The sequence below is a fragment of the Flavobacterium sp. genome, assembly GCF_036782315.1.
Taxonomy (GTDB): Bacteria; Bacteroidota; Bacteroidia; order Flavobacteriales; family Flavobacteriaceae; genus Flavobacterium.
In genome coordinates this window covers 328,152-351,709 of sequence record NZ_DAIPZK010000001.1, presented here as the reverse complement: position 1 = coordinate 351,709, position 23,558 = coordinate 328,152, and the positions used below count along the sequence as shown (strand labels likewise).

Genomic DNA, 23,558 nt, shown 5'->3' with positions numbered 1-23,558 from the left:
TTTATTTTTGTAATAGATTTTCGTTGAATAAATTTAAAATTCTTCGGTATTCATCTACCCAAGAATACGTTTCAGTAAAACCGTGTGCTTCTACTGGAAAAACGGCTAAATCCCAATCTTTTTTTCCTAACTCGATGAAACGTTGCGTTAATCTAACTATATCTTGAAATTGCACGTTATCGTCTACCATTCCATGTAACATTAACAATTTGTCTTGTAAGTTATTTGCGAAATAAATCGGAGAACTTTTCTTGTACGCTTCAGGATCGGTTTCTGGGAAATTCAAAATATTTGACGTGTAACCGTGATTGTAATGCGCCCAATCGGTAACCGAACGTAATGCGGCTCCTGCTTTGAATTCGCCTGGTTCTGTTAGCAATGCCATCAATGTGATGAATCCGCCATACGAACCGCCGTAAATTCCAACTCGGTTGGCATCAATTCCTAAATTTTGAACCAAATATTTCTTTCCATCCAATTGATCCGATAAATCTTTTCCACCCATGTGACGATAGATTCCCGTTCTGAAATCACGACCGTAACCATCGCTGGCTCTGTAATCGATGTCTAAAACTGTGTAACCTAAATCGGTTAACATATTGTGAAACATGTATTCTCTGTGATACGTGCTCCAATAATTGTGGGCGTTTTGCAAATATCCCGCGCCGTGAACAAAAATAACTGCGGCTTTGTTTTTGTTTTCCGTTTTAGGTTGGTACAAACGTGCGTAAACACTGGTTCCGTCTTCGGCTTTGAAGGTGATAACTTCTGGTGTTTTCCAATTGTATTTTTCGAATTCTGGCGTTGTTGAAAACGTAATTTGTTTCAAATCAGAATTTGGCTTGTTAGCTCCAACGTACAATTCCCAAGGTTTATTTTTATAGGAATACCGAACTAAAAGCGTCTTTTCATCGGGAGATAATTTTACTTCGTAGTTGCCATCATTGGTTAAAATTCCCGTCATTTTTTTAGAAGCGATGTCTAATTTGTAAAAACTTCTGTTTCCTGGATGTGTTGTCGTGGTGGTGATGTAAAATGATTTTTTATCGTTGGACAATTTCACTTCACGAACTTCCCAATTACCTTTTGTTAGCGCTTCTTTTTTCTTGGTTCTTAAATCGTATATGTACAAATGCGAAAAACCAGTAGCTTCTGATTGAAAATAAAAGGTCGAATTATCTATAAACCCTAAAGTTCCGCCACTGAAACTGTAACCAGGAATTCCTGGTCCGCCAATCCATGCTTCGTCGTGTTGATGATCTAACTCGATAATTTTTCCTGAATTTAAATCCAATTGCACAATCCAACGGTGTTTGTTGTCTTGACTTCTGATTTCCAAAACGGCATTTTTTCCGTCTTGGCTATAGACTGGACTCATCATTACAATTGCGGTTTCGTAATCAGATTTGTCTTTAAGATTTTCGTAGTCCTGATAATATTTTGGTGCGTCTTTAATTCCGGTTAAATTCGAAAAAGAAACATAATACGTAGTATCTTTTTCGACATTGAAAATTCCGAATTTATGCTTACTGAAATTAGCTGTCGAAACTTTTGCTCTTGCTTTTTCTTGACGTGTAAATCCATCAGCAGTAATGAAATTTTCAACATTAGTGGAAACTTGACTTGGATAATCTGAAAGTCGGAAGGTTACAAACTTTCCATCTGGTGAGGGTTTAATTTGCTCTAAAGAGGATTTGTCGTAATAGATTTCTTTTGGGAATTTCTCTTTTTTAGATTTTGATTTTTCTTCATACCATTTTGAAGAAGCTTCTTCATCGCGAACAAATTGAAACAATTCTTTTTGTTGGTTTTTTAAAAAAGAATCTTCTTCTTTTGAAACTTTATTCTCTTTTCCCGATTTAAAATTGGTCAATTGAACAATTGAAAAATCTTTGGTATTGAATTGATATACATTTCTATTTTGCTGAAAGAAAATCACATCAGGATTTTTACTTCTTTCTACCGAATTAATTCTATCGGCTAATTGAATGACTTTTTTTGTCTTTTTAGTGGATTTGGTATACGAATACAAAACGCCTTGATTCGTATAATACAACACATCATAGTCTTTTTGTGTTGCCATGAAATCCAAATCGTAAATCGGATTTGAAGTTGTTACTTTTTGAGGCGTTTTTAAAGAAGCGTTCCAGAAATACGTGCTGTTTCCTATTTCGTTATTCGGATTCCAATCAAATAAAACGGTTTGCCCATCGATTGACCAACGGTGATTATCAGGTTGGTGCCCGATGAATTCATTTCCTTTCATGATGTCTTCTAAACGAAGATTTTGTGCCGAAGCCAAAAAGGTAAAAAGTAATAGAACGAAAGACGTATATTTTTTCATTGGCGAGTTGTTATTCTTACAAATATACCAATAAAAGTAAATGAGGGAAAAAGGTTTTGTTAAATGAATTATTGCTATTCGTATAAAATTTATCAACTAACCACCACCCATAAGATGTAACACATAAAGCACCAAATAAAAAACTACAATAATAAATATAGAACCAATTACAAATGCATGCTTATAATCCATACACTCTTTAAAAGGCTTTTCTAACTTAGTAAACACACAATAAACAACAGCACCAACAAATCGAACCGCTAAATATCCCATATCATTTACCTTTTAATTACTCTAAAAAACCGAATCTTGATGAAAATTTCGATAAGCTTATATTTATATTTTGATATTAAAAAGATTTTTAAGCTATCTAAATTGATACGATTCCTAAAAAATCCACAATCATGTTTCTTCTTTTTCAAATATAAAAAAAGTCCCTATAAATCGGGACTTTTTATAATATCTAAATTAAAATTAGTTATTCAAAGCTTCTGCTCCACCAACAATTTCCAAGATTTCTCCAGTAATTGCTGCTTGACGTGCTTTGTTGTAAGTTAATTTTAATTGGTTTCTTAATTCTGTAGCGTTATCGGTTGCTTTGTGCATTGCGGTCATACGTGCTCCGTGTTCTGCTGCAAATGAATCTCTAATCGATTTGTATAATTGTGTTTTTAATGATTTTGGAATCAATGTTAACACAATTTCTTCTTTAGAAGGTTCAAAGATATAATCAGAAGCTACTACTTCGCCACCAACAATTGGAGCTAAAGGTAAAAACTGTTGCGTTCTTACAATTTGAGTCGCTGCATTTTTGAATTCGTTATATACGATTTCAATTTTATCATACTCACCTGCTACGAATTTATCCATTAACTGTTGCGCAATTGCAGCTGCATTGTCAAAAGTCAATTGATCAAAAACACTGTTTTGAACGTCAACCACATTGTGTGTTTTACGTAAAACGTCGTTTCCTTTTTTACCGATAGCAAAAACATCCACTTGTTTTCCTTGGTAAGTATCCGCTACTACTTTTACTTGTTTGATAACGTTTGAATTAAACGCACCACACAAACCTCTATTAGAAGTAATTGCAACGATAAGCACTTTTTTTACTTCTCTTTGAGTTGTAAAAGCACCACCTACTTCTCCTTCAAGAGTTGCACTTAAGTTTTGTAATAGTTCAGTAAGTTTTTCTGCATACGGACGCATAGCCGTAATGGCATCTTGCGCTTTTTTTAATTTAGCAGCAGAAACCATTTTCATCGCCGATGTAATTTGCATCGTAGATGAAACAGAAGTAATTCTATTACGTATTTCCTTTAAGTTTGCCATTTTGTTAATTTGTCAATGTGCCAATTTATCAATGTGTCAATTAATTGTCTAATTGACACATTGTCTAATTGACTAATTAATTATATTTTGCTGAAATTTCTTTAGCTACGTTTTCTAAAACGTCAGTAATTTTGTCATCAAATTTACCTGCTTTTAACGCGTCTAATGTATCTCTGTGTTTTGCATTTAAGAACTCTAAATAATCTTTTTCGAATTCTTTTACTTTTTCAACTGGTACATTTCTTAACAAGTTTTTAGAACCTGCATAGATAATTGCTACCTGATTTTCAACTGTAAATGGAGAGTTCAAACCTTGTTTTAAGATTTCTACGTTTCTCTTACCTTTTTCAATTACGTTTAAAGTAACCGCATCTAAGTCAGAACCAAATTTCGCGAAAGCTTCTAACTCACGGAATTGAGCTTGGTCTAATTTTAATGTACCAGCAACTTTTTTCATTGATTTGATTTGTGCATTACCTCCAACACGAGATACCGAAATACCTACGTTGATAGCAGGACGAACTCCAGAGTTGAATAAATCACCATCTAAGAAGATCTGACCATCAGTAATCGAAATTACGTTTGTTGGGATATAAGCAGAAACGTCACCCGCTTGTGTTTCGATAATTGGTAACGCTGTTAACGAACCACCACCTTTAACGATTCCTTTGATAGAATCTGGTAAATCGTTCATGTTTTTAGCGATTTCGTCGTTAGCGATAACTTTACATGCTCTTTCTAATAAACGAGAGTGTAAGTAGAAAACGTCTCCAGGGTAAGCCTCACGTCCTGGTGGTCTTCTTAATAATAAAGACACCTCACGGTAAGCTACTGCTTGTTTGGATAAATCATCATAAACAATTAAAGCTGGACGACCAGAATCTCTGAAATATTCTCCGATTGCAGCACCTGCCATAGGAGCGTAAACTTGCATTGGAGCAGGATCTGAAGCGTTAGCCGCTACGATGATAGTATAAGCCATAGCTCCTTTTTCTTCTAATGTTTTTGCTAAAGCAGCAACAGTTGAAGCTTTTTGACCTACAGCTACATAGATACAGAATACTGGTTGACCTGCATCATAAAATTCTTTTTGATTTAAGATCGTATCGATACAAACTGTTGATTTACCAGTTTGACGGTCACCAATAACTAACTCACGTTGTCCACGACCAACTGGAATCATAGCATCAACTGCTTTTACTCCAGTTTGTAATGGCTCAGTTACTGGCTGACGGAAAATAACTCCAGGAGCTTTTCTTTCTAATGGCATCTCATATAACTCACCACCGATTGGACCTTTACCGTCAATTGGGTTACCTAAAGTATCTACAACACGACCTACCATTTGCTCTCCTACTTTAAGAGAAGCAATACGTTGTGTTCTTTTTACTGTAGAACCTTCTTTGATTCCTGTTGATGGTCCTAAAAGTACCACCCCAACATTGTCTTCTTCTAAGTTCAATACGATAGCCTCTAATCCATTTTCGAATTGTACTAACTCTCCGTATTGAGCGTTTGATAATCCGTAAACACGAGCGATACCGTCTCCAACTTGAAGTACTGTTCCAACTTCTTCTAACGATGCACCAGATTCAAAACCTGATAATTGTTGTTTTAATATTGCTGAAATTTCAGCAGGTTTAATTTCCGCCATTTTGATATATCTTTAATGGTATATTAATTACTAAACTCTCTTTTTAAATTTTGCAATCTGCTTGCTACAGATGCATTGTATTGTTTGTCGCCCATTCTTAAAATAAATCCTCCAATGATAGCTGGATCTACAATATTTTGAATGGTAATTTTTTTATTTGAAAACGATGCAATTTTTGCCAACACTTTAGCTTCTAACTCTGCAGTCATTGGAATAGCAGTTGTTACTTTAGCTATTTCAATTCCGTTAAGTTCATCGTATAAAGCATTGAACTGTAAAGCAACATCGTTTAATAATTCAAATCTTTTGTTTACTAAAAGCAAATGAAATAATCCTTTTGTCTCTTTCTGAGCAGAAGCAAAAATTTCGTTTAAAGAAGAAAATTTAATTTCTCCTTTAACAATTGGGCTTTGCAAAAAGTCTTTCAATTCTGTATTTTCTTTGATTGCTTTTGCAATAGCAATCATATCTGTATTAACTGCATCTACAGAATTGTTTACTTTGGCAATATCCAAAATAGCTTTAGCGTATCGAATTGCTGCTCTAGTTCCTGCCATGATATTAGTTTAATTTAGCGTCACCTAACATTTTCTCAACCAACTTAGTTTGAGCTTCTTTGTTAGATAATTCTTCTTTTAATAATGTCTCAGCAATTTCTAATGACAAAGAAGAAACTTGATTTTTCAATTCTGCCATAGCTGCATTTTTCTCACTTTCGATAGAAGCTTTAGCAGCCTCAATCATTTTTTCGCCTTGTGCTTGCGCTTCAGATTTAGCATCAGCAATCATTTTTTCTTTGATTTCTCTTGCTTCTTTAATCATTAAATCTCTTTCCGCTCTAGCTTCAGCTAATAATTTTTCATTATCCGACTTCAAGTTTTGCATTTCTTTCTTAGCATTTTCAGCTGCTAATAAAGCGTTAGAAATTCCTTCCTCACGAGCTACAATTGAATTCATGATAGGTTTCCAAGCAAATTTAACCATTAATATAATTAATACTAATAAGATAATTGCTTGCCAGAAAAATAGTCCGAATGAAAAATCGTTAATTAATTTCTCCATGTTTTGAAAAATATATGTTTAAATAGTACTTTCTTTTTAAAAACAGTACCTGTAACCAACCGTTACAGATACTGATTTCTTTTTCTTTATTATTTTCCTAAGATTAAAGCAGCGAATGCTAAACCTTCTAATAAAGCAGCGATAATAATCATCGCTGTTTGAATTTTACCAGCAGCTTCTGGCTGACGTGCGATAGCGTCCATTGCAGAACCACCAATTTTTCCTAAACCTAAACCTGCACCGATTACTACTAAACCAGCTCCAATTAAATTGTACATAATAATTGATTTATAAAATTAAACAATACTCAAATTTTAATGATGATCGTCGTGATGATGATCTTGAACTGCCATACCAATAAATAATGATGATAACATTGTAAAGATAAAAGCTTGTAGAAACGCTACTAAAACTTCAATAATTGAAATAAACAATGTTAATCCTAATGATATAGGTAAGTCAGCTGCTAAATTTTTTCCAACAAAAATCATTGCGATTAAACTCATGATTACAACGTGACCAGCTGTAATGTTTGCAAACAAACGAATTAATAAAGCGAATGGTTTTGTTAATGTTCCTAAAATTTCAATTGGCATTAAGATGATTTTCATTGGAACCGGAACACCTGGCATCCAAAAAATGTGCATCCAATAATCTTTATTAGCACTAAATTGTGTAATAATATATGTAAATAATGCCAAACAAATAGTTACTGCAATATTACCTGTAACGTTGATTCCTAGCGGAGTCATTCCAAGTAAGTTTAATAACCAAATTAAGAAAAACACAGTTAATAAATAACCCATGAATTTTCTGTATTTTTTCTCTCCAATATTTGGAATAGCGATTTCGTCTCTGATAAATAAAATAAGTGGCTCCAACACTCTACCAAATCCTGTTGGAATTGGTCCTTTTTTGTATGATTTAGCTAAACCAACAAACATTAACAACAACAAAGCAGAAGCAAACAACATTGAAACAACATTCTTTGTAATTGAAAAATCTAATGGTTTTGCATTTGTTGGATGATGATGCTCGTCGTAGTTAATAGTTCCAGCTGCATCTGTTTTGTAAATTTTTCCGTGGTATAATTTATAGTAATTTCCATCAACTTCAGCAACAGTTTCTCCGTGGTGAAATTTAGAAGATGAAAATATTTTTAAACCGTTATCAATTAAAATAACAGGCAATGAAAACCCATAATGCTTACCTTCTTTTTCATCAGAGAAAAAAGTAAAATCATAAGAATCTTGTAAGTGATGTTGAATATAAGCATCAACTTTAGCTTTTTTGTCTTGAGGTTCTGCCGTTACTTCATGATGAGCATCTGCTGTAGCATGAACTTCATGAGATTCTTTTTTTACTGAATCATTAGAAACATTTGCGAAACTGAATAAAGGCAATATCGCAATTGCGATAGCTGCTATTACATGAAGTGGTTTTCTTGAAATCACCATAATGATTATATTCTAAAATTTTGGTCTTAAAAATTTTTGCAAAAGTACAACTTTAATTAATATTCCAAGTTTCAAAAAATAATTTTTTTTGAATTTTTAATGATTTTTTTGCCTTAAATTACTTTTTGTTTAGCAATCTTATTGTAAAATAGACATCTACGCTTAAAAAAAACAGAAAAATAACGAAAAAATTAATTTTATTAATTTGAAGCATTTGTTGGTTTTGAAATAAATATTCGGTAGCAAAAAAATAGCTAATTCCTACTTTAAGTGTTGATAAACCTAAAAAAGCGAAACCTAATTGTTCTTTTGCTATTTCATAAATTTTAATCATTGCTAAAACTATCGAAATAGTCATTACAAACTGTAAAGAATAAGACATTAAAAACTTCATTAAATCCAATTTATCCAAATAAGAAACTATTCCAAAATGAATAAGAAAAAAAACTAATGAAACTATAAGAACTTGAACAATAATAGGTAGTTTTTTAAACATCTTTTTTTTTATTTAATTGATTTACTTGTTTGATTACATTATAAAGGGCAACAAAAACTCCAAGGAGTGTAATCCCTTTTAGAAAATAACCTTCGGGATTTGGATATTTTTCATCAAGCCAACTACCAAGATAAGAGAAGCCAAAAATAATCAATCCCATTTGAAATGGGATATTAATTAGTGCTAACCATTTATTAGCTTGTTTTTTATTTTTTGAATCCATTATTTGACCTGTGTTCTCATTTCGCAGCTGGCTTCAAATCTTGCGCCGGGTTCAACAGCAAGTTTGCCTACAATTACTTCACCTGTTATATGAGCTTTAGATTTTACATTTAACATCCCTTCGGCTTGTAATTTACCCGAAAATCTTCCTTCAATATCAATATTTTTACAAATGATATCGCCAATTACTTCGCCTGTAGAACCAATTACGATTTTTCCTTCCGAAGTAAAATTCCCTTTTAGTTTTCCGTCTAACCTAAAATCAGCAAAGGTTGTAATGTCTCCATTAATAGTAGTTCCGTCTACTATTCTATTAGTTTTTCCTAATAAATGATCTTGATTTTTCTCTTTTTCAAACATATTAATAGGGATTTGAGGTTCTTATTTGTTTAACAAAATCCATTCTTCCAACTTCTTTTTCATTTGTACAATCTTATAATCTTCCGTGGAAATAATGTAAACTTTGTCGGTTAATTTATAATTTTTATGTAGCTGCAGTACCGACAATACCGATATTGCTGCATCTTTGTTATCAAAACCATGAATTACAATAAAGTTGTCTGTTAACGTATAAATATCTTCCGATGTTTTTAGAGCAACAGCATTGGTATCTTTGATATACTTAGCTATTTTTTCGGTTAGATTTTTTACATCTTTATAGTAAGGATACTTCTTAGGAAAAATAATTTTGTAACCTGTTGGTTGAGCTAAACCAAAATCAAGCGCTTCAATTAACGGCACTTCCATTTGAACCATTTTTTCAGCTTCTTTTCCTTCAAGTGCATTTGGATAGGTTAAAGCTACAAAATTTAAGGCTTTTTTATATTCTTCAACACCTTGCAATCTTGCAATTGTTTTGGCTTTTAGCATCTCAAATTTTGGCAATGATTCTTCTCCAGCGAATTTAAAAATAGCCTCATCCAACTCCGTTGACACTTCTCTTATTTGATTGTTGTTATATTTCTTGAACAATGCATTAAAAACCAATTCTGGATTATCGTTATCCATTATTTCTACTTCGGGGTTATTCAAAATTTGGGCATAACGACTATCAGGATATTGAGACAAAATTTGTTGCTTCATTTCTGCAGCTTTTGAAGGCGAAATTTGCTGATAAATTTTATACAAATTGTACATTGCTGGAAGCACCAAACGTTCTTCGGGCTTGTTTTTTAATAACTGCTCCAAACGAGAAGCGGCCAATTCATATTCTTTAAATTTTTCTTTATATATTAATCCTAATTGGTAATAAGCAAAATCACGATCTTTAGTTAAACTATCTAACAGTTTTTTATCTGTTGGGATTTGCTTCAAATAAAAACCTGTATCGTATTTAGGATTTTCAACTACAACAGTTGAATCTTTAAGAGCATCTGTATCTTTTTGATTATCATCTTTGAAATCGTTTATATTTCCTTTATCGGAAGACCATCTCCAATTGTCTTTCAACGATCTTTTTCCCCAATTGTTTTGAAAATCTTTTTTCCCAAAATCAACAGCTACTGGATTATAAAAATAAAAATTAGAATTATCAGTACCCACACCCATTCCTGGCGGTAAATTAGAAGGGCCGTTAGTTAGTGGAATTACTGGGTTGTTACCGCCTTTCATTCCGGCTATATTTGGTTGTTTTGGGTTATTTACATTATTTGCTTGCGCATTGGCATCTTTTTTTGCTTTTTCAGCTTCTAATTTTGCTTTTCGTTCATCTTCAGCTTTTAATTTTGAGATGTAATTACTATAGTAAGCTTTTCTATCGAAGTCGTTCATAGCTACAACCGATAAAATACTATCGTTCTGTTGTGCTATTGTTTCATACTTAATAACATCTTCTAGATTATCGCGTTTCTTTTTAATTTTTCGGTGTTCTCTGGTGCGATCATTTAAATTGATAAGCGTACTATCGTAATATTTACCTGCAGTTTTATAATCAGCTTCTCTAAAGTAAATTTCACCAAGGTTTCTGTAATTTGATGCCGTTAAATATTTATCTCCAGAAACAGCTTTTATTGATTTATTATAATGCTTTTTTGCAATTTGATTCTTATTGTTTTTGTCATAGAAAATTCCAACTTGATGGTTTAAAATATCTAAATAAGGACGATTTTCTCTATCTTCAATTAGCTTATTGAATTTTTCTAAAAATGCTAACGTATCACCTTTAGTGTAATTGAATTGTTGGGCTTGTTTAGCATGCGCTTGAATTACATAACGACGAGGAGCTTTTCGATTCATTTGAATAACCTCCTCAAAAGCTGCATAAGCACTATCATTATAATTCATTTGCTCATATAATTGTCCTAAAATAAAAGTATATCTTGCTTTTTCCTCGTTATCACGCGTAGCTTCTTTAGCTACTTTTAAAGCTGCAATAGCAGTATCTTTAACTTGAATATTCATGTAAGCTTGTGCTAACATTGCATTAGCATCGGCTAAATCTTGTCCTTCAATTCTTTTATCTTTTAAAAGTAATTTAAGATTTTTAATAGCTACATCTTCGTTATCCAATCGGATATTTACTTTTTCACGCCATACTTTAGCGTGATAAATTCGGTCACTTAGCGGATATTTGTAAAGAATGTAATTTAATGCTTCTAATGCAGGAATAAAACGATTTTCATAGTAACGTGATTTAGCCAACAGAAGATAAGCTTCATCCATTTGTGGATTTTTTTCTGTCCCAGCAATATTCATAGAGTGCATTTGAATTGCTTTTACTGCTTTTTCTTCGGCACGTTCAAAGTTTTTGTTCTTAGTTTGTCCGGGTAAAACAGCTTCTTCAGCATCTGAAGTTCGTTCAATAGGTAAGACTTCCCAAAAATTATCTTTATAAGTAAGTTTTAATTCATCTAATCCTTTGGTTAGTGCTACATTTCCGTTATAAAGAACATTGTATTTAGTGGTGACAGAATGAAAGTTACGATTAACAAATTTATCTTTTTTAACAGAACATGCTATCAAAAAAAACAAAAAACCAATCGCTAAAGTATATTTAAATATAGTGCTTTTCAATGTAAAACGTTTTTGTACTTAAACTACTAAAATTACTTTTTAGTATATATAGAATGGTAAAAATACGTTTCTTTTTTTGATGTGAAAAAAAATAGTAGACTTTTTGTTAATCAAATACATTTTTAAGGTCCTTGATTACCTTAAAAGCAACATCAATTTGATCGTCACTAACAATGATAGTAAATTCATTTGTGGTTGAAATTACTTCGTGAATGATGATTCCTTCCCAAGCCAATCTTTGAAAAATATAGTAATAAACTCCCGGAGTTGAAATGTTTTCTTGAGGTAATTTCACTGTAATAGAAGAAAGATTTTCTATTTTATGCGTTAATTTTTCATTTTTAAAAATTGTCTCAACAAGAGGTTCAATCGAAGTGCTTGTTACAATGTTAGTTTCATTTACACCACGAGATGATGTATAAAAAATATCTTGTTGTTTGTTGATTTCCGAAATTAACTTTGCTTGATTGTCTAAAAGCGAATCCGAACTAATGAAAGTAAAATCGGTCAGTGAGGAACGTACAGTGATTTCACCAATATTTTTTAAAACTTTTGAAATTTTATAATTGATTTTAAAATCTAATTCTTCAGAAAGTCTTTTCAATGACATTACAACAGCACCTTGCTTTACATCTTTACCCAAATGCGCTTCTAGCTCAGGCATCATAATACGAGCTAGTGATGTTAGATTGATGATTCCTTGCGAAAGCGAACTCAATAAAAAAGGCTTTGATTTGATATATTGCTCTACTACAGATGATATTGTTTTCATTATAATTTTATTCTCTTTGTTGATTGTTTGGGCAAAGATAGGAATAAAAAACAATTTGTTATAAATTTAACATTTTAAAAATAATAAAATGCTTCTTCAATATGTTCGATAACAAATTCTGAGTTTGTTTTATGAATGGCTACTATATCAAATCGAACTTCAACATCTAAATCATTTTGAACAACATATTCATTTACAGCTTTTAGTAATAATTGGATTTTTTTAGGTTTTACAAACTCTTGTGGTAAACCAAAATCAATACTCGAACGCGTTTTCACCTCAACAACAGCTAAAATTTCAGCTTTTTTTGCAATAATATCAATTTCAGCTTTATCAAAAATCCAATTGGTTTCTAGGATTTCGTAGCCGTTTTTCTGTAAAAATTCAACTGCCAATTCTTCACCAAGTTTTCCTAAATCATTATGTTCTGCCATTAGTTCAATGTGTCAATTTTCAATATGTAGATGTGCCAATTTTAGCGAAATTGAAGTTTTACTTCTTTTTCGTTTACTTCAAAATCTACTTGTTTTCCAAGAATTAAAGTTCGGTTGTCTTTTTGATGTCCCGCTGGAAATTCGAAAGCGATTGGAATATTGTATTCCTTAGCAATTGCAGTAATAATCTGCACCTCATTTTGCCCAAACGGAATATCATTATCGTGCATATCGGCCATACTTCCCACAATAATTCCTTTGATCTTTTCAAAATAACCATTACGTTTTAAATTGTACATCATTCTGTCGATATGATATAAATATTCGTCCAAATCTTCAATAAAAAGAATTTTTCCTTTGGTATCAATGGAAGATTTTGAACCCAATAAACTATATAAAATCGAAATATTTCCACCAACTAATTCACCAGAAGCTTTTCCTTTTATATCATATGATTTTGAAGGAATTGTATACGAAATCGTCTCTCCAAAAAGTGCTTTTCGCAACGTTTCTTTTACTTCTTCTGGAGCTTTTGGAACCGTAAACGGCATAATCGAATGCAAAGTCGCAACGCGTTCCACATTCAATTGACTATGTAAAACCGTAACATCAGAAAAACCCATAATCCATTTCGGATGCTTTTTGAATTTGGTAAAATCTAACGAATCAATAATTCGAACTGACCCATAACCACCACGAGCACACCAAATGGCTTTAACATTGTCGTCATCCATCATTTCCTGAAAATCGGTAATTCTTTCTGCATCAGTTCCGCCCAATTGGCAACTATCTAAACCTATGGTTTTGCCTAATTTGGCTTTCAATCCCCAAGATTCTAATAATTCAATAGCAGGTTTTGCATCTTCTGGAAAAAATTTACGGGCTGTACAAACAATAGCAACTGTGTCGCCTTTTTTTAGATAAGATGGAATTTTCATTTTCTTTTGTGAATGAGAAAAGTTTGAAATTAAAATAAGTATCAAAATAAATCTATACATTGTCAGATTTTATTAACTCAAAAGTAAACAAAATCCAATTAAAATTCGGGATTTCGTCACTAATCGATTATTTTTGCATCAAATTTTATGATGATATGTTAGAAAATCCGAAAAGATATACAATTACTGCGGCTTTACCTTATACAAATGGACCGATTCACATTGGACATTTAGCAGGTGTTTATGTTCCTTCTGATATTTATGCGAGATATTTGCGTTTGCAAGGAAAAGATGTGGCTTTCATTTGCGGAAGCGACGAGCACGGTGTGGCGATTTCCATGAAAGCTAAAAAAGAAGGCATTACGCCTCAACAAGTAATTGATAAATATGACGGAATTATTCGCAAATCGTTTGAAGATTTCGGGATTTCTTTTGATAATTATTCGAGAACTTCTTCGGAGATTCATCACAAAACAGCTTCTGAATTTTTCAAAAAATTATACGATAATGGTGATTTCATTGAAGAAACTACCGAACAATTATACGATGCAAAAGCTGACCAATTCTTAGCAGATCGTTTTGTAACTGGAACTTGTCCAAAGTGTGACAATCCAGAAGCTTATGGCGATCAATGTGAAAAATGTGGTTCGACTTTAAATGCAACTGATTTAATTAATCCAAAATCGACAATTACCGGCGAAACTCCGATTTTAAAATCAACAAAACACTGGTTTTTACCTTTAAATCGTTACGAATCGTTCTTAAAAGAATGGGTTTTAGAAGGTCACAAAAACGATTGGAAACCAAATGTTTACGGACAAGTAAAGTCATGGGTTGATGGTGGTTTAGAACCAAGAGCCGTAACACGTGATTTAGATTGGGGAATCGATGTTCCTGTTGAAGGTGCAGAAGGAAAAAAATTATATGTTTGGTTTGATGCGCCAATTGGTTACATTTCTTCAACCAAAGAATGGGCCACTCGCGAAGGAAAAGATTGGGAACCGTATTGGAAAGATGCCGATACAAAATTGGTTCACTTCATTGGAAAAGACAATATCGTTTTCCATTGCATCATTTTCCCAGCGATGTTAAAAGCGGAAGGAAGTTATATTTTACCTGATAATGTTCCGGCAAATGAATTTTTAAATTTAGAAGGAAACAAATTATCGACTTCTAAAAACTGGGCAGTTTGGTTGCACGAATATTTACAAGATTTCCCAGAAAAACAAGACGCATTACGTTATGCGTTAACGGCAAATGCTCCAGAAACAAAAGACAACGATTTTACTTGGAAAGATTTTCAAGCAAGAAATAATAATGAATTAGCTGCGATTTTTGGAAATTTCATCAATCGTGTTGTGGTGTTAACTAATAAATATTACAACGGAATTGTCCCAACTCCAAACGAATTTACAGAAGTTGACGAACAAACTTTAGCTGAATTAAAAGCCTATCCAGCAGTAATATCAAGTTCAATCGAGCGTTACCGTTTTAGAGAAGCGTTAGGTGAATTGATGAATGTGGCTCGTTTAGGAAACAAATATTTAGCTGATGAAGAACCTTGGAAAATGGTCAAAGAAAATCCGGCAAGAGTGCAAACTCAAATGTATGTAGCGTTGCAAATTGCTTCTGCTTTAGCGGTTTTATCGGAACCATTTTTACCTTTTACAGCAAAAAAATTATCAAATATTTTAAAAATCGATGCTTTAGGTTGGAACGATGTTACGACTAAAACAGACTTGTTACCAGCAGGACATCAAATTGGTCAAGCCGAAATCTTGTTTGCCCAAATTGAAGATGCCGAAATCCAAAAACAATTAGACAAATTAGAAGCAACTAAAACTGCCAATAAAGTGGAAAACGCAAAAGCTGAACCTCAAAAAGACATCATCACTTTCGAAGATTTTGCCAAAGTAGATTTACGAATTGGAACCATCATCGAAGCTGAAAAAATGCCAAAAGCCAACAAATTGTTAGTTTTAAAAGTAGATACAGGAATTGATGTAAGAACTATCGTTTCTGGAATTGCAGAGCATTTTACACCGGAAGAAGTTGTTGGAAAACGCGTAACGGTTTTAGTAAACTTAGCACCAAGAGCTTTACGTGGTGTTGAAAGCGAAGGTATGTTGTTATTAACGAACAACGCCGAAGGGAAATTGGTTTTCGTAAACCCAGATGCGGAAGGTGTGATTAATGGCGCGATGATATCTTAATACAAAAATATGAACCCAAAAATAATCGCTTTCGACGCAGACGACACTTTATGGCACAACGAACCTTATTTCGATGAGGCGCAAGAACGCTTTTGTGTCTTGTTTCAAGATTATGCTTCGAGTCAGGAAATTTTGGGATTGATTTTGAATCATCAGGTGAAAAACTTGCCTTTGTATGGTTTCGGAATTAAAGCGTTTACCTTGTCGATGATTGAAACCGCTTTACAATTGACGAATCATCAAATTTCGGGAAAAGGTATTGAGCAAATTTTAACCATTGGAAAAGACTTATTGCAAAAACCGGTCGAATTATTACCAAACGTAGAATCCGTTTTGGAACAGTTGAAAGGGAAATATAAATTGGTTGTAGCCACAAAAGGTGATTTAAAAGACCAACATCGCAAGTTACACGATTCGGGAATTGGACCTTTTTTTCATCATATTGAAGTGTTGAGTGACAAAGCCGAATTAGACTACGAAAAAATGTTAGGCCGTTTAGATTGTAAACCAGAAGATTTTCTGATGATTGGTAATTCATTGAAATCTGATGTTTTACCCGTTTTGAATATTGGCGGACATGCGATTCACATTCCATATCACACCACTTGGGAATACGAGAAAATTGATTTTGAAATCAAACACGAAAATTTCCAATCGTTTACCAATATTACCGAGCTTTTACCTTTACTAAAATGAAGCAAAAAATAGACAAATCCACTTGGAATCGAAAAGGCCATTTGGAATTTTTCACAGCCTTTCAAGAACCGTTTTTCGGAATTACAACAACCCTTGATTGTACGATTGCTTATGAAAAAGCAAAGTCTATGCAAATTTCATTTTTTGTTTACTACCTTCACAAAACTTTGGTTGCTGTAAATCAAATCGAAAATTTTAAATATAGAATTGAAGGTGAGGACGTATTTCTTTACAATGAAATTGATGCATCAGCAACTATAATGCGAGAAGATAAAACGTTTGGTTTTTCGTTTATGAAATTTCATGAAGATATTTACAAATTTAATAAAATTGTACAAACAGAAATTGAAAGAATTCAAACAACTACTGGAATTTTAACTAGGGAATATCCAGAAAACATCATCCATTTTTCAGCTATTCCTTGGATTAATTTCACAGGATTAACACATTCTAGAAACTTTGGCTTTGCAGATAGTTGCCCAAAAATTTCCTTTGGAAAAGTCGTTGAAGAAAACGGAAAGAAAAAAATGGCACTTTCAGTTACAGCGCATCATGGTTTAATTGATGGTTATCATATTGGATTATTTGTAGAAGAATTGCAAAATTTAATGAATTCATAGATGTTTCCCATTGCGTTTCATCCAATTTACAAACATCCATTACCCGATGGGCATCGTTTCCCGATGTTAAAATACGAGTTATTACCACAACAATTGTTGCACGAAGGCATTGTTCAAAAAAGTGATTTTCTTGAACCCGAAATTATCCCGATTGAAACTGTTTTAAGGATTCACACAAAAGAATATGTTTCCGATTTATTGAATTTAACTTTAGATGCAAGAGCTGCGAGAAAAATTGGTTTTCCGCTTTCTAAAGAACTTGTGGAACGAGAATTGAGAATTGCACAAGGAACTGTTATAGGAGCTGAAAAAGCATTTGAAACAAATGTAGCATTCAATATTGCTGGCGGAACGCATCACGCCTATTCTAATAGAGGTGAAGCATTTTGTTTGTTGAACGACCAAGCCATTGCTGCTCAATATTTGTTAGATAAAAAACTAGCAAAAAAAATCTTAATCATCGATTTGGACGTACATCAAGGAAATGGAACGGCAGAAATTTTTCAAAAAAACGATAATGTCTTTACTTTTTCAACTCATGGAAAATCTAATTATCCGTTCAAAAAGGAAACTTCTGATTTAGACATTGCTTTTGAAGACAACACTTCTGATGAGGATTTTTTGAAAATCATTTCCGAAATTATTCCAAAATTAATAGAACAACAAAAACCTGATTTCATTTTCTATTTGGCTGGAGTTGATATTTTAGCTTCTGATAAATTAGGAAAATTAGGTTGTTCTATTGACGGCTGTAAGAAAAGAGACGAAATTGTTTTTCAACATTGTGAACACTATCAAATTCCCGTTCAAGTGAGTATGGGTGGCGGATATTCTCCAGAAATCAAAACGATTATTGATGCGCATACCAATACCTATCGCGCTGCGAAAGATATTTTGTTTTAAATAAAAAAACCACCAACTTTCGCTGGTGGTCTTTTATCAAACGGCATTCAAAATCGCTAAAATATCTTCTCCGAATCGGTCTGCTTTTTGTTTTCCAAAACCTTTAATTTGTTGTAATTCATCTAAGTTGCTTGGTTTATACATAGCTAAATCGATTAATTCTGAATTGTGACAAATCATATACTTTTTCAGCTTCAAAGCTTCCGATTTTTCGCTTCTCCATTGATTCAAATAACCGTAAACTTGTTTGTCTTTCGGATTCAAATCTTCGTAAGATTTTCGTTCTAATCGTTCTGGTTTTTCTTGTTCTTCTGATTCATAATGAACAATAACCGACCAATGTGCTTCTTCACTTTCAACAAATTGTGTACTCGATTTCTTAAACATTACCGAATTCAAGAAAGCATTCAATTGTTGCTGATCGTACTCTAAAAATGCATTATCCAAACGGATTGAAAATACTCTAACTTGCATAACATCTTTATTTACCTATTAACAAAATTTCGTTTGCAATTACTTCGGTAATATAGCGTTTGTTTCCATCTTTGTCGTCGTAACTTCTGTGGGTTAACTTCCCTTCTATACCAATTTCTTTACCTTTGGTTACAAAACGTTCGATAATATCGGCTGTTTTTCCCCAAGCAGTTACTCGGTGCCATTGGGTTTGTTCTACTTTGTCACCGTTTTCACGATAATACACTTCGTTTGTAGCGATGCTGATGTTTGCTATTTTTTTTCCTCCTTCAAGGTTTTTAATTTCTGGTTCTTGACCAACGTGTCCGATTAATTGTACTGAGTTTTTCATGGCGTATAAAATTTAAAATGTTTGTGTTAATTGTAATATCTCGCAAAGTCGCAGAGACGCAAAGTTTGAAATTGACTTTTGAAATTGTAATTGAGTTTGAACTTGATTATTTGCTTAATAATACTAATTCATTTGCAACTACTTCTGTGATGTAACGTTTGTTTCCGTCTTTGTCGTCGTAACTTCTGTGGGTTAGTTTTCCTTCAATAGCAACATGACTTCCTTTGGTTAATAGTTTCTCGATGATGTCGACTGTTTTTCCCCAAGCGGAAACTCGGTGCCATTCGGTTTGTTCTACTTTTTCACCTTTGGCGTTCGTGTAACTTTCATTTGTAGCAATTGTGAAGTTAGCTACTCTTCCAGATTCTAAGTTTTTGATTTCTGGTTCTTGACCTACATGTCCGATTAATTGTACTCTGTTTTTCATAAGGCTTATATATTTATTTATTAAGGTTTTATGTAATTCGCATTTCGTTTAGTTTTTGCCTAAGGAAAATGCTCATTTCATGGCGTGTAAAATTTAAAATGTTTATAATTATTTAATATTGATTCTTATTGGAACACAGATTTAAGAAATTGAAATAATCTAAAAAATCTAATGTTTGAAATTTAAACTTGCTCTTGTTTTTGAACTTGAACTCGTTGTTTCATTTCGACAGTGCAAAGATGTGGCAAGAAAAAAACGTTATTCGGTAATTAGCTATTTAATATCGGTTGTAAATATTTGTAAGCGTTTGTAAATGGAAATCATTTTTGTATATTCGCTTAAACTATAAGACTTTACAGATGAAAAAATCTCTCTTTCAAAAAAGTATTTATTTTTTACTTTTTATTTGTTCGTTTACCACATTTGCACAAAACACTCTAAATTATAATGATGAAAAAGGTTCGCCAAAAGCCACTTTACAAGATGTAAAATGGATTGTAGGCAATTGGACAGGCGAAGCTTTAGATGGCATTTGTCAAGAAACGTGGAGCGAACCTATTGGAAATTCGATGATGTTCAACTTCAAATTAGTGGTTGATGGAAAAGTTGCTTTTTATGAATTGGGACACATTATTGAAAAAGACAAAACACTTTTATTACAACTCAAACACTTTGATGGCGAATTAAAAGGTTGGGAAAAAGCGGAAGTAAGTGAGAATTTCAGATTAGTAAAAGTCGCGCCAACACATGTGTATTTCGACAAATTTACGTTTGAGAAAATTTCGGATAACGAAATTAATATTTACGTAGTTTTTGAAGATAGCGGTAAAGAAATGAAGTTTAATTTTAAGAAGTAAAACTTGAAGAAAATCATCATAATACTAATTCTAATCAATTCAATATTTTCATTCTGTCAAAATGAAAAACTGAATCAAATTTATGTGGATTGGGAAAACCCAAAAAACTTTGAAAAATTTAATATAAAAAGAGTTGCCGTTTTTTCGAAAGATGTCAAAAAGAATGGAAAAATTAAAAGAGACAGTTTACTTTTAAAGCAATATGAATATAACATAGAGAAGTCTACAATAAATGGAACAAATCACAATTGGCTTTTTATTAATCATGGAGGTGGAAGTCATAGACAATATTATAATTTTGAAAACGATTATTCCAAAGACAATTTGATTACCAAAAGATCAATATTTCATATATCAAGTGAAAAAAAAGAAAAAGATAAAATAAATCACAATTCAACAATAGAACAATTTGAATATGATGCATTCAACAATGTTATTAAAAGTATTGTTTACAATAAAAATGAAAGTATCTATTTATTTAAAAATGATACAACTCATCTATTCATTTCCATAAACAATCCAAAAATAACTCAATTTGAATACGATTCAAAAAATAGAAAAGTAAAACAATTTCAGTCAACAGATAGTACAACCTATTATTCAAAATTCGATATGAAATCTGATTTTAAAATTTCCAAAAGTTGTTCTCATTGTGAAGAAAAATATTTATCTCAAGAATGGAAATATGACGAAAGCAAGCTATTGGAATGGATTACTTATACTCATAAAAAAGAAAAGCATACAAAGAAAAATTATTTTTATGATGAAAATCAAAATTTCATAAAACAAATTGATTCTACAGGGTGGTATTACACTAAAGGCAAACCTTTTTTAGATTCTACAACAGAAATAGTTTACAATCATGAAGGAAAAATTATTTCTACAACTGATAATATAAATAAACCAATCCCAAAATATTATACAAAAACCATCCAATATTTTGACAAAAACAATTCATTAATTAAAGAAGAAAAACTTTCTGAAAATCAAATTGACACACGCGAATATTTTTATGAAAATTCAATTTTAAAATATGAAACTTCTAAATATGGTCAAAATAATGTGATTAGATTTGAATATTTATATAATAAAAAAGGGCTTTTAAAAGAAATCAAACATTACATCGGTGAAAAATTAGTAAACATTGAACGATATTATTATGAGTAAAACCTGTTTAGAATGTGGCGATAAAATCATTGGTCGCGAAGACAAGAAGTTTTGTTCGGATGGTTGTCGCAATGCGTACAATAACAAAATGAATAAAGATCAGAACAATCTGATGCGCAACATAAACAACAAATTGCGCAAAAATTACCGCATTTTGTGTGAACTCAACCCAGAAGACAAAGGAAAAACCACCAAAACCAAATTACTAAGCAAAGGTTTCGATTTTGAGTTTTTCACAAGCATGTTACAAACCAAAACGGGTAACACCTATTTCTTTTTGTACGACCAAGGCTATCGTGCTTTGGAGGATGATTTTTATATGTTGGTGAGGAAAGATAGTTAAGAAGATAGATGAAAGAAGAAAGAAAAAAGATTGCTATACTCGGCTGCGGTTGGCTCGGATTCCCTTTAGCCCAATCATTGCTTTCAAAAGGTTACGAAGTAAAAGGTTCTACGACTTCAGAAAGTAAATTGGAAGTATTGAAAAATGCTGGGATATCGCCTTTCCAAATTCAATTGGAAGCACATCAAATCATTGGGAATATTGAAAATTTTCTGAATGAAACCAATGTTTTAGTTATTGATATTCCACCAGGATTGAGAAGAGAAACTTCGACTTCTAACGAAATGCAATTTGTAAATAAAATCAAAAATCTAATTCCGCATATCGAAAAATCGGGAATTCAGAAAGTTGTTTTTGTGAGTTCGACTTCGGTTTATGGTGATTCAAACATCTTCTCGACTTCGCTCGAAGTGACAGAGGAAACAAAAACAAATCCCGATACGGAAAGTGGAAAACAATTAGTTATTGCCGAAACTCTTTTACAATCGAATCCGCATTTCAAAACTACCGTAATTCGTTTTGGTGGTTTGCTTGGCGATGACCGTCATCCAGTAAAATTTTTGGCAGGAAGAACGAATGTTGAAAATCCTGATGCGCCAGTGAATATGATTCAAAGGGAAGATTGCATTGGAGTTATAGAAAAAGCTCTCGAATTCGCTCGAGATGACAATTGGGAATGGAATCAAACGTTCAACGCTGTCGCACCTCAGCATCCAACACGCAAAGCATATTATCACAAAAAAGCTGAAATTTTGAATTTGCCATTACCTACCTTTGCCAAAAATTCGGAATCGAAAGGTAAAATGATTTCCAGTAAAAAAGTGGAAACCATTTTGGGTTATTCGTTCCAAAAAGAAATTTAGTAATGGCGTATTTTAGCGTATTTCACAATTACATCCAACAAAAGAAAAATGCAATTGGCTTGCCCATTTTAGCATTAATTTGGATTAGCTTTTTCTGGGGAACCACTTGGATTGCTTCCAAAGAAGGTGTCAAACACATGCCTCCAATGCAATTGGTTGCGCTTCGTCAATTGTTTGGTGGATTGTTGTATTTGCTATACTTTTTAATCAAAAAACATCCTTGGCCAACCAAACGACAATGGCGTACAATTTTGGTTTTGAGTGTCTTGAATTTTATGCTAAGTAATGGTTTAAGTACTTGGGGCGTGAAATATATTTCGAGTGGTCTGGGCGCGATAATTGGTTCTATTTTTCCGCTTTGGATTGTAATTATCAGTTTGTTTCGCGGACAAAAAACATCATGGAAAGCGGTTGTGGGAATGATTATTGCTTTTGGTGGCATTTGCGTCATTTTCTACGATTACCTCAACGATTTTTTACAACCTGAATTCCGTTTTGGGATTTTACTTTCGGTCATTGCTACGTTTACTTGGGCGTTGTCTTCGATTTATATCAAAGAAAATAAGACGAATTTCAATCCGTATTTTAGTTTGGGATTGCAAATGTTGATTTCGAGTGTAGTGATTTCGAGCGTGATTGGATTTAATGGAACTTCTGTTCCGTTAAGTGAAATCCCTGCGATTTCTTGGTGGTCGATTGGGTATTTGGTGGTTTTTGGTTCGGTGTTGACGTTTATTGCGTTTATTTATGCGTTGGAAAATTTACCAACAGAAATCAGCAGTTTATATGCGTATATCAATCCGATGGTGGCTTTATTCTTCGGCTATTTATTGTTTAATGAACCTTTAACCACTGCTATTATTATTGGTGGAACGATAACCATTATTGGACTTTATTTAGTGAATCGAGCGATTAAGAAGAAATAAAAAATCCCACCTAAA

At 32.7% G+C, this 23,558-nt stretch carries 27 protein-coding genes; 9 read left to right on the top strand and 18 right to left on the bottom strand.

The window, feature by feature from the left end; translation table 11 throughout:
* Position 1: 1 nt before the first annotated feature.
* The 15 genes from V7P59_RS01565 to V7P59_RS01495 form a co-directional block, all read right to left on the bottom strand.
* Positions 2-2,344 (bottom strand): S9 family peptidase, encoded by a 2,343-nt coding sequence (locus V7P59_RS01565; protein ID WP_333807991.1) that lies wholly within the window; start codon positions 2,342-2,344, stop codon positions 2-4.
* A gap of 96 nt (positions 2,345-2,440) precedes the next feature.
* Positions 2,441-2,617 carry a hypothetical protein gene (locus V7P59_RS01560; RefSeq protein WP_333807989.1) on the bottom strand — a complete coding sequence of 59 codons (177 nt, stop codon included), beginning with the start codon at positions 2,615-2,617 and terminating at the stop codon, positions 2,441-2,443.
* 201 nt (positions 2,618-2,818) lie between these two features.
* On the bottom strand, positions 2,819-3,676 hold the full coding sequence (gene atpG / locus V7P59_RS01555; RefSeq protein WP_333807988.1) for an ATP synthase F1 subunit gamma: 858 nt from the start codon (positions 3,674-3,676) through the stop codon (positions 2,819-2,821).
* A 76-nt stretch (positions 3,677-3,752) separates the two neighbouring features.
* On the bottom strand, positions 3,753-5,330 hold the full coding sequence (atpA, locus tag V7P59_RS01550) for a F0F1 ATP synthase subunit alpha (protein WP_333807986.1): 1,578 nt from the start codon (positions 5,328-5,330) through the stop codon (positions 3,753-3,755).
* Positions 5,331-5,353: 23 nt separating this feature from the next.
* Positions 5,354-5,887, bottom strand: a complete 534-nt coding sequence (gene atpH / locus V7P59_RS01545) for an ATP synthase F1 subunit delta (RefSeq protein WP_333807984.1) — start codon at positions 5,885-5,887, stop codon at positions 5,354-5,356.
* A gap of 4 nt (positions 5,888-5,891) precedes the next feature.
* Positions 5,892-6,392 (bottom strand): F0F1 ATP synthase subunit B, encoded by a 501-nt coding sequence (locus tag V7P59_RS01540; RefSeq protein WP_333807982.1) that lies wholly within the window; start codon positions 6,390-6,392, stop codon positions 5,892-5,894.
* An 89-nt stretch (positions 6,393-6,481) separates the two neighbouring features.
* Positions 6,482-6,670: an ATP synthase F0 subunit C gene (gene atpE / locus V7P59_RS01535; RefSeq protein WP_111566383.1), complete on the bottom strand. Its 189-nt coding sequence runs from the start codon at positions 6,668-6,670 to the stop codon at positions 6,482-6,484.
* A 36-nt stretch (positions 6,671-6,706) separates the two neighbouring features.
* Positions 6,707-7,849, bottom strand: coding sequence for a F0F1 ATP synthase subunit A (atpB, locus tag V7P59_RS01530; RefSeq protein ID WP_333807979.1), 1,143 nt, complete (start codon positions 7,847-7,849; stop codon positions 6,707-6,709).
* A gap of 118 nt (positions 7,850-7,967) precedes the next feature.
* Entirely contained in the window at positions 7,968-8,345 is a 378-nt protein-coding gene (locus V7P59_RS01525) for a hypothetical protein (protein WP_333807978.1), read from the bottom strand.
* Positions 8,338-8,568, bottom strand: a complete 231-nt coding sequence (locus tag V7P59_RS01520; protein WP_333807976.1) for an AtpZ/AtpI family protein — start codon at positions 8,566-8,568, stop codon at positions 8,338-8,340. The genes V7P59_RS01525 and V7P59_RS01520 overlap by 8 nt, the downstream gene beginning before the upstream one ends.
* Positions 8,568-8,927, bottom strand: a complete 360-nt coding sequence (locus tag V7P59_RS01515; protein WP_333807975.1) for a bactofilin family protein — start codon at positions 8,925-8,927, stop codon at positions 8,568-8,570. Before V7P59_RS01515 ends, V7P59_RS01520 begins: the two co-directional genes overlap by 1 nt.
* Before the next feature lie 21 nt (positions 8,928-8,948).
* A complete protein-coding gene (porW, locus tag V7P59_RS01510) occupies positions 8,949-11,579 on the bottom strand; it encodes a type IX secretion system periplasmic lipoprotein PorW/SprE (RefSeq protein ID WP_333807974.1) in 2,631 nt (876 codons plus the stop codon).
* Between the two features lie 106 nt (positions 11,580-11,685).
* A complete protein-coding gene (locus V7P59_RS01505) occupies positions 11,686-12,351 on the bottom strand; it encodes an aspartate kinase (RefSeq protein WP_333807972.1) in 666 nt (221 codons plus the stop codon).
* Positions 12,352-12,425: 74 nt separating this feature from the next.
* Positions 12,426-12,785: a YraN family protein gene (locus tag V7P59_RS01500; protein ID WP_333807971.1), complete on the bottom strand. Its 360-nt coding sequence runs from the start codon at positions 12,783-12,785 to the stop codon at positions 12,426-12,428.
* A 41-nt stretch (positions 12,786-12,826) separates the two neighbouring features.
* On the bottom strand, positions 12,827-13,723 hold the full coding sequence (locus tag V7P59_RS01495; RefSeq protein ID WP_333807969.1) for a S66 peptidase family protein: 897 nt from the start codon (positions 13,721-13,723) through the stop codon (positions 12,827-12,829).
* A 155-nt stretch (positions 13,724-13,878) separates the two neighbouring features.
* Here V7P59_RS01495 and metG point away from each other — a divergent pair, with 155 nt between their 5' ends.
* The 4 genes from metG to V7P59_RS01475 are packed head-to-tail and all read left to right on the top strand — an operon-like array spanning position 13,879 to position 18,155.
* Positions 13,879-15,936, top strand: a complete 2,058-nt coding sequence (metG, locus tag V7P59_RS01490; protein ID WP_333808110.1) for a methionine--tRNA ligase — start codon at positions 13,879-13,881, stop codon at positions 15,934-15,936.
* Positions 15,937-15,945: 9 nt separating this feature from the next.
* Entirely contained in the window at positions 15,946-16,632 is a 687-nt protein-coding gene (locus tag V7P59_RS01485) for an HAD family hydrolase (RefSeq protein WP_333807967.1), read from the top strand.
* A complete protein-coding gene (locus V7P59_RS01480; protein WP_333807965.1) occupies positions 16,629-17,252 on the top strand; it encodes a chloramphenicol acetyltransferase in 624 nt (207 codons plus the stop codon). The genes V7P59_RS01485 and V7P59_RS01480 overlap by 4 nt, the downstream gene beginning before the upstream one ends.
* Positions 17,253-18,155, top strand: coding sequence for a histone deacetylase family protein (locus V7P59_RS01475; protein WP_333807963.1), 903 nt, complete (start codon positions 17,253-17,255; stop codon positions 18,153-18,155).
* 36 nt (positions 18,156-18,191) lie between these two features.
* On the opposite strand, the gene V7P59_RS01470 is transcribed toward V7P59_RS01475, so the two are convergent.
* The 3 genes from V7P59_RS01470 to V7P59_RS01460 form a co-directional block, all read right to left on the bottom strand.
* Complete coding sequence (locus V7P59_RS01470; protein WP_333807961.1) at positions 18,192-18,629, bottom strand: HRDC domain-containing protein; 438 nt, start codon at positions 18,627-18,629, stop codon at positions 18,192-18,194.
* Between the two features lie 7 nt (positions 18,630-18,636).
* Positions 18,637-18,960 (bottom strand): single-stranded DNA-binding protein, encoded by a 324-nt coding sequence (locus V7P59_RS01465; protein ID WP_333807959.1) that lies wholly within the window; start codon positions 18,958-18,960, stop codon positions 18,637-18,639.
* Positions 18,961-19,066: 106 nt separating this feature from the next.
* Positions 19,067-19,387: a single-stranded DNA-binding protein gene (locus V7P59_RS01460; RefSeq protein WP_291110382.1), complete on the bottom strand. Its 321-nt coding sequence runs from the start codon at positions 19,385-19,387 to the stop codon at positions 19,067-19,069.
* 359 nt (positions 19,388-19,746) lie between these two features.
* Here V7P59_RS01460 and V7P59_RS01455 point away from each other — a divergent pair, with 359 nt between their 5' ends.
* The 5 genes from V7P59_RS01455 to V7P59_RS01435 are packed head-to-tail and all read left to right on the top strand — an operon-like array spanning position 19,747 to position 23,543.
* Positions 19,747-20,244: a DUF6265 family protein gene (locus V7P59_RS01455; RefSeq protein ID WP_333807956.1), complete on the top strand. Its 498-nt coding sequence runs from the start codon at positions 19,747-19,749 to the stop codon at positions 20,242-20,244.
* Positions 20,245-20,247: 3 nt separating this feature from the next.
* Positions 20,248-21,411 carry a hypothetical protein gene (locus tag V7P59_RS01450; protein ID WP_333807954.1) on the top strand — a complete coding sequence of 388 codons (1,164 nt, stop codon included), beginning with the start codon at positions 20,248-20,250 and terminating at the stop codon, positions 21,409-21,411.
* Entirely contained in the window at positions 21,404-21,754 is a 351-nt protein-coding gene (locus tag V7P59_RS01445) for a hypothetical protein (RefSeq protein ID WP_111566400.1), read from the top strand. Before V7P59_RS01450 ends, V7P59_RS01445 begins: the two co-directional genes overlap by 8 nt.
* Before the next feature lie 8 nt (positions 21,755-21,762).
* Positions 21,763-22,617 carry an SDR family oxidoreductase gene (locus tag V7P59_RS01440; protein WP_333807950.1) on the top strand — a complete coding sequence of 285 codons (855 nt, stop codon included), beginning with the start codon at positions 21,763-21,765 and terminating at the stop codon, positions 22,615-22,617.
* A 2-nt stretch (positions 22,618-22,619) separates the two neighbouring features.
* Entirely contained in the window at positions 22,620-23,543 is a 924-nt protein-coding gene (locus V7P59_RS01435) for a DMT family transporter (RefSeq protein ID WP_333807948.1), read from the top strand.
* The last annotated feature ends 15 nt before the right edge of the window (positions 23,544-23,558 follow it).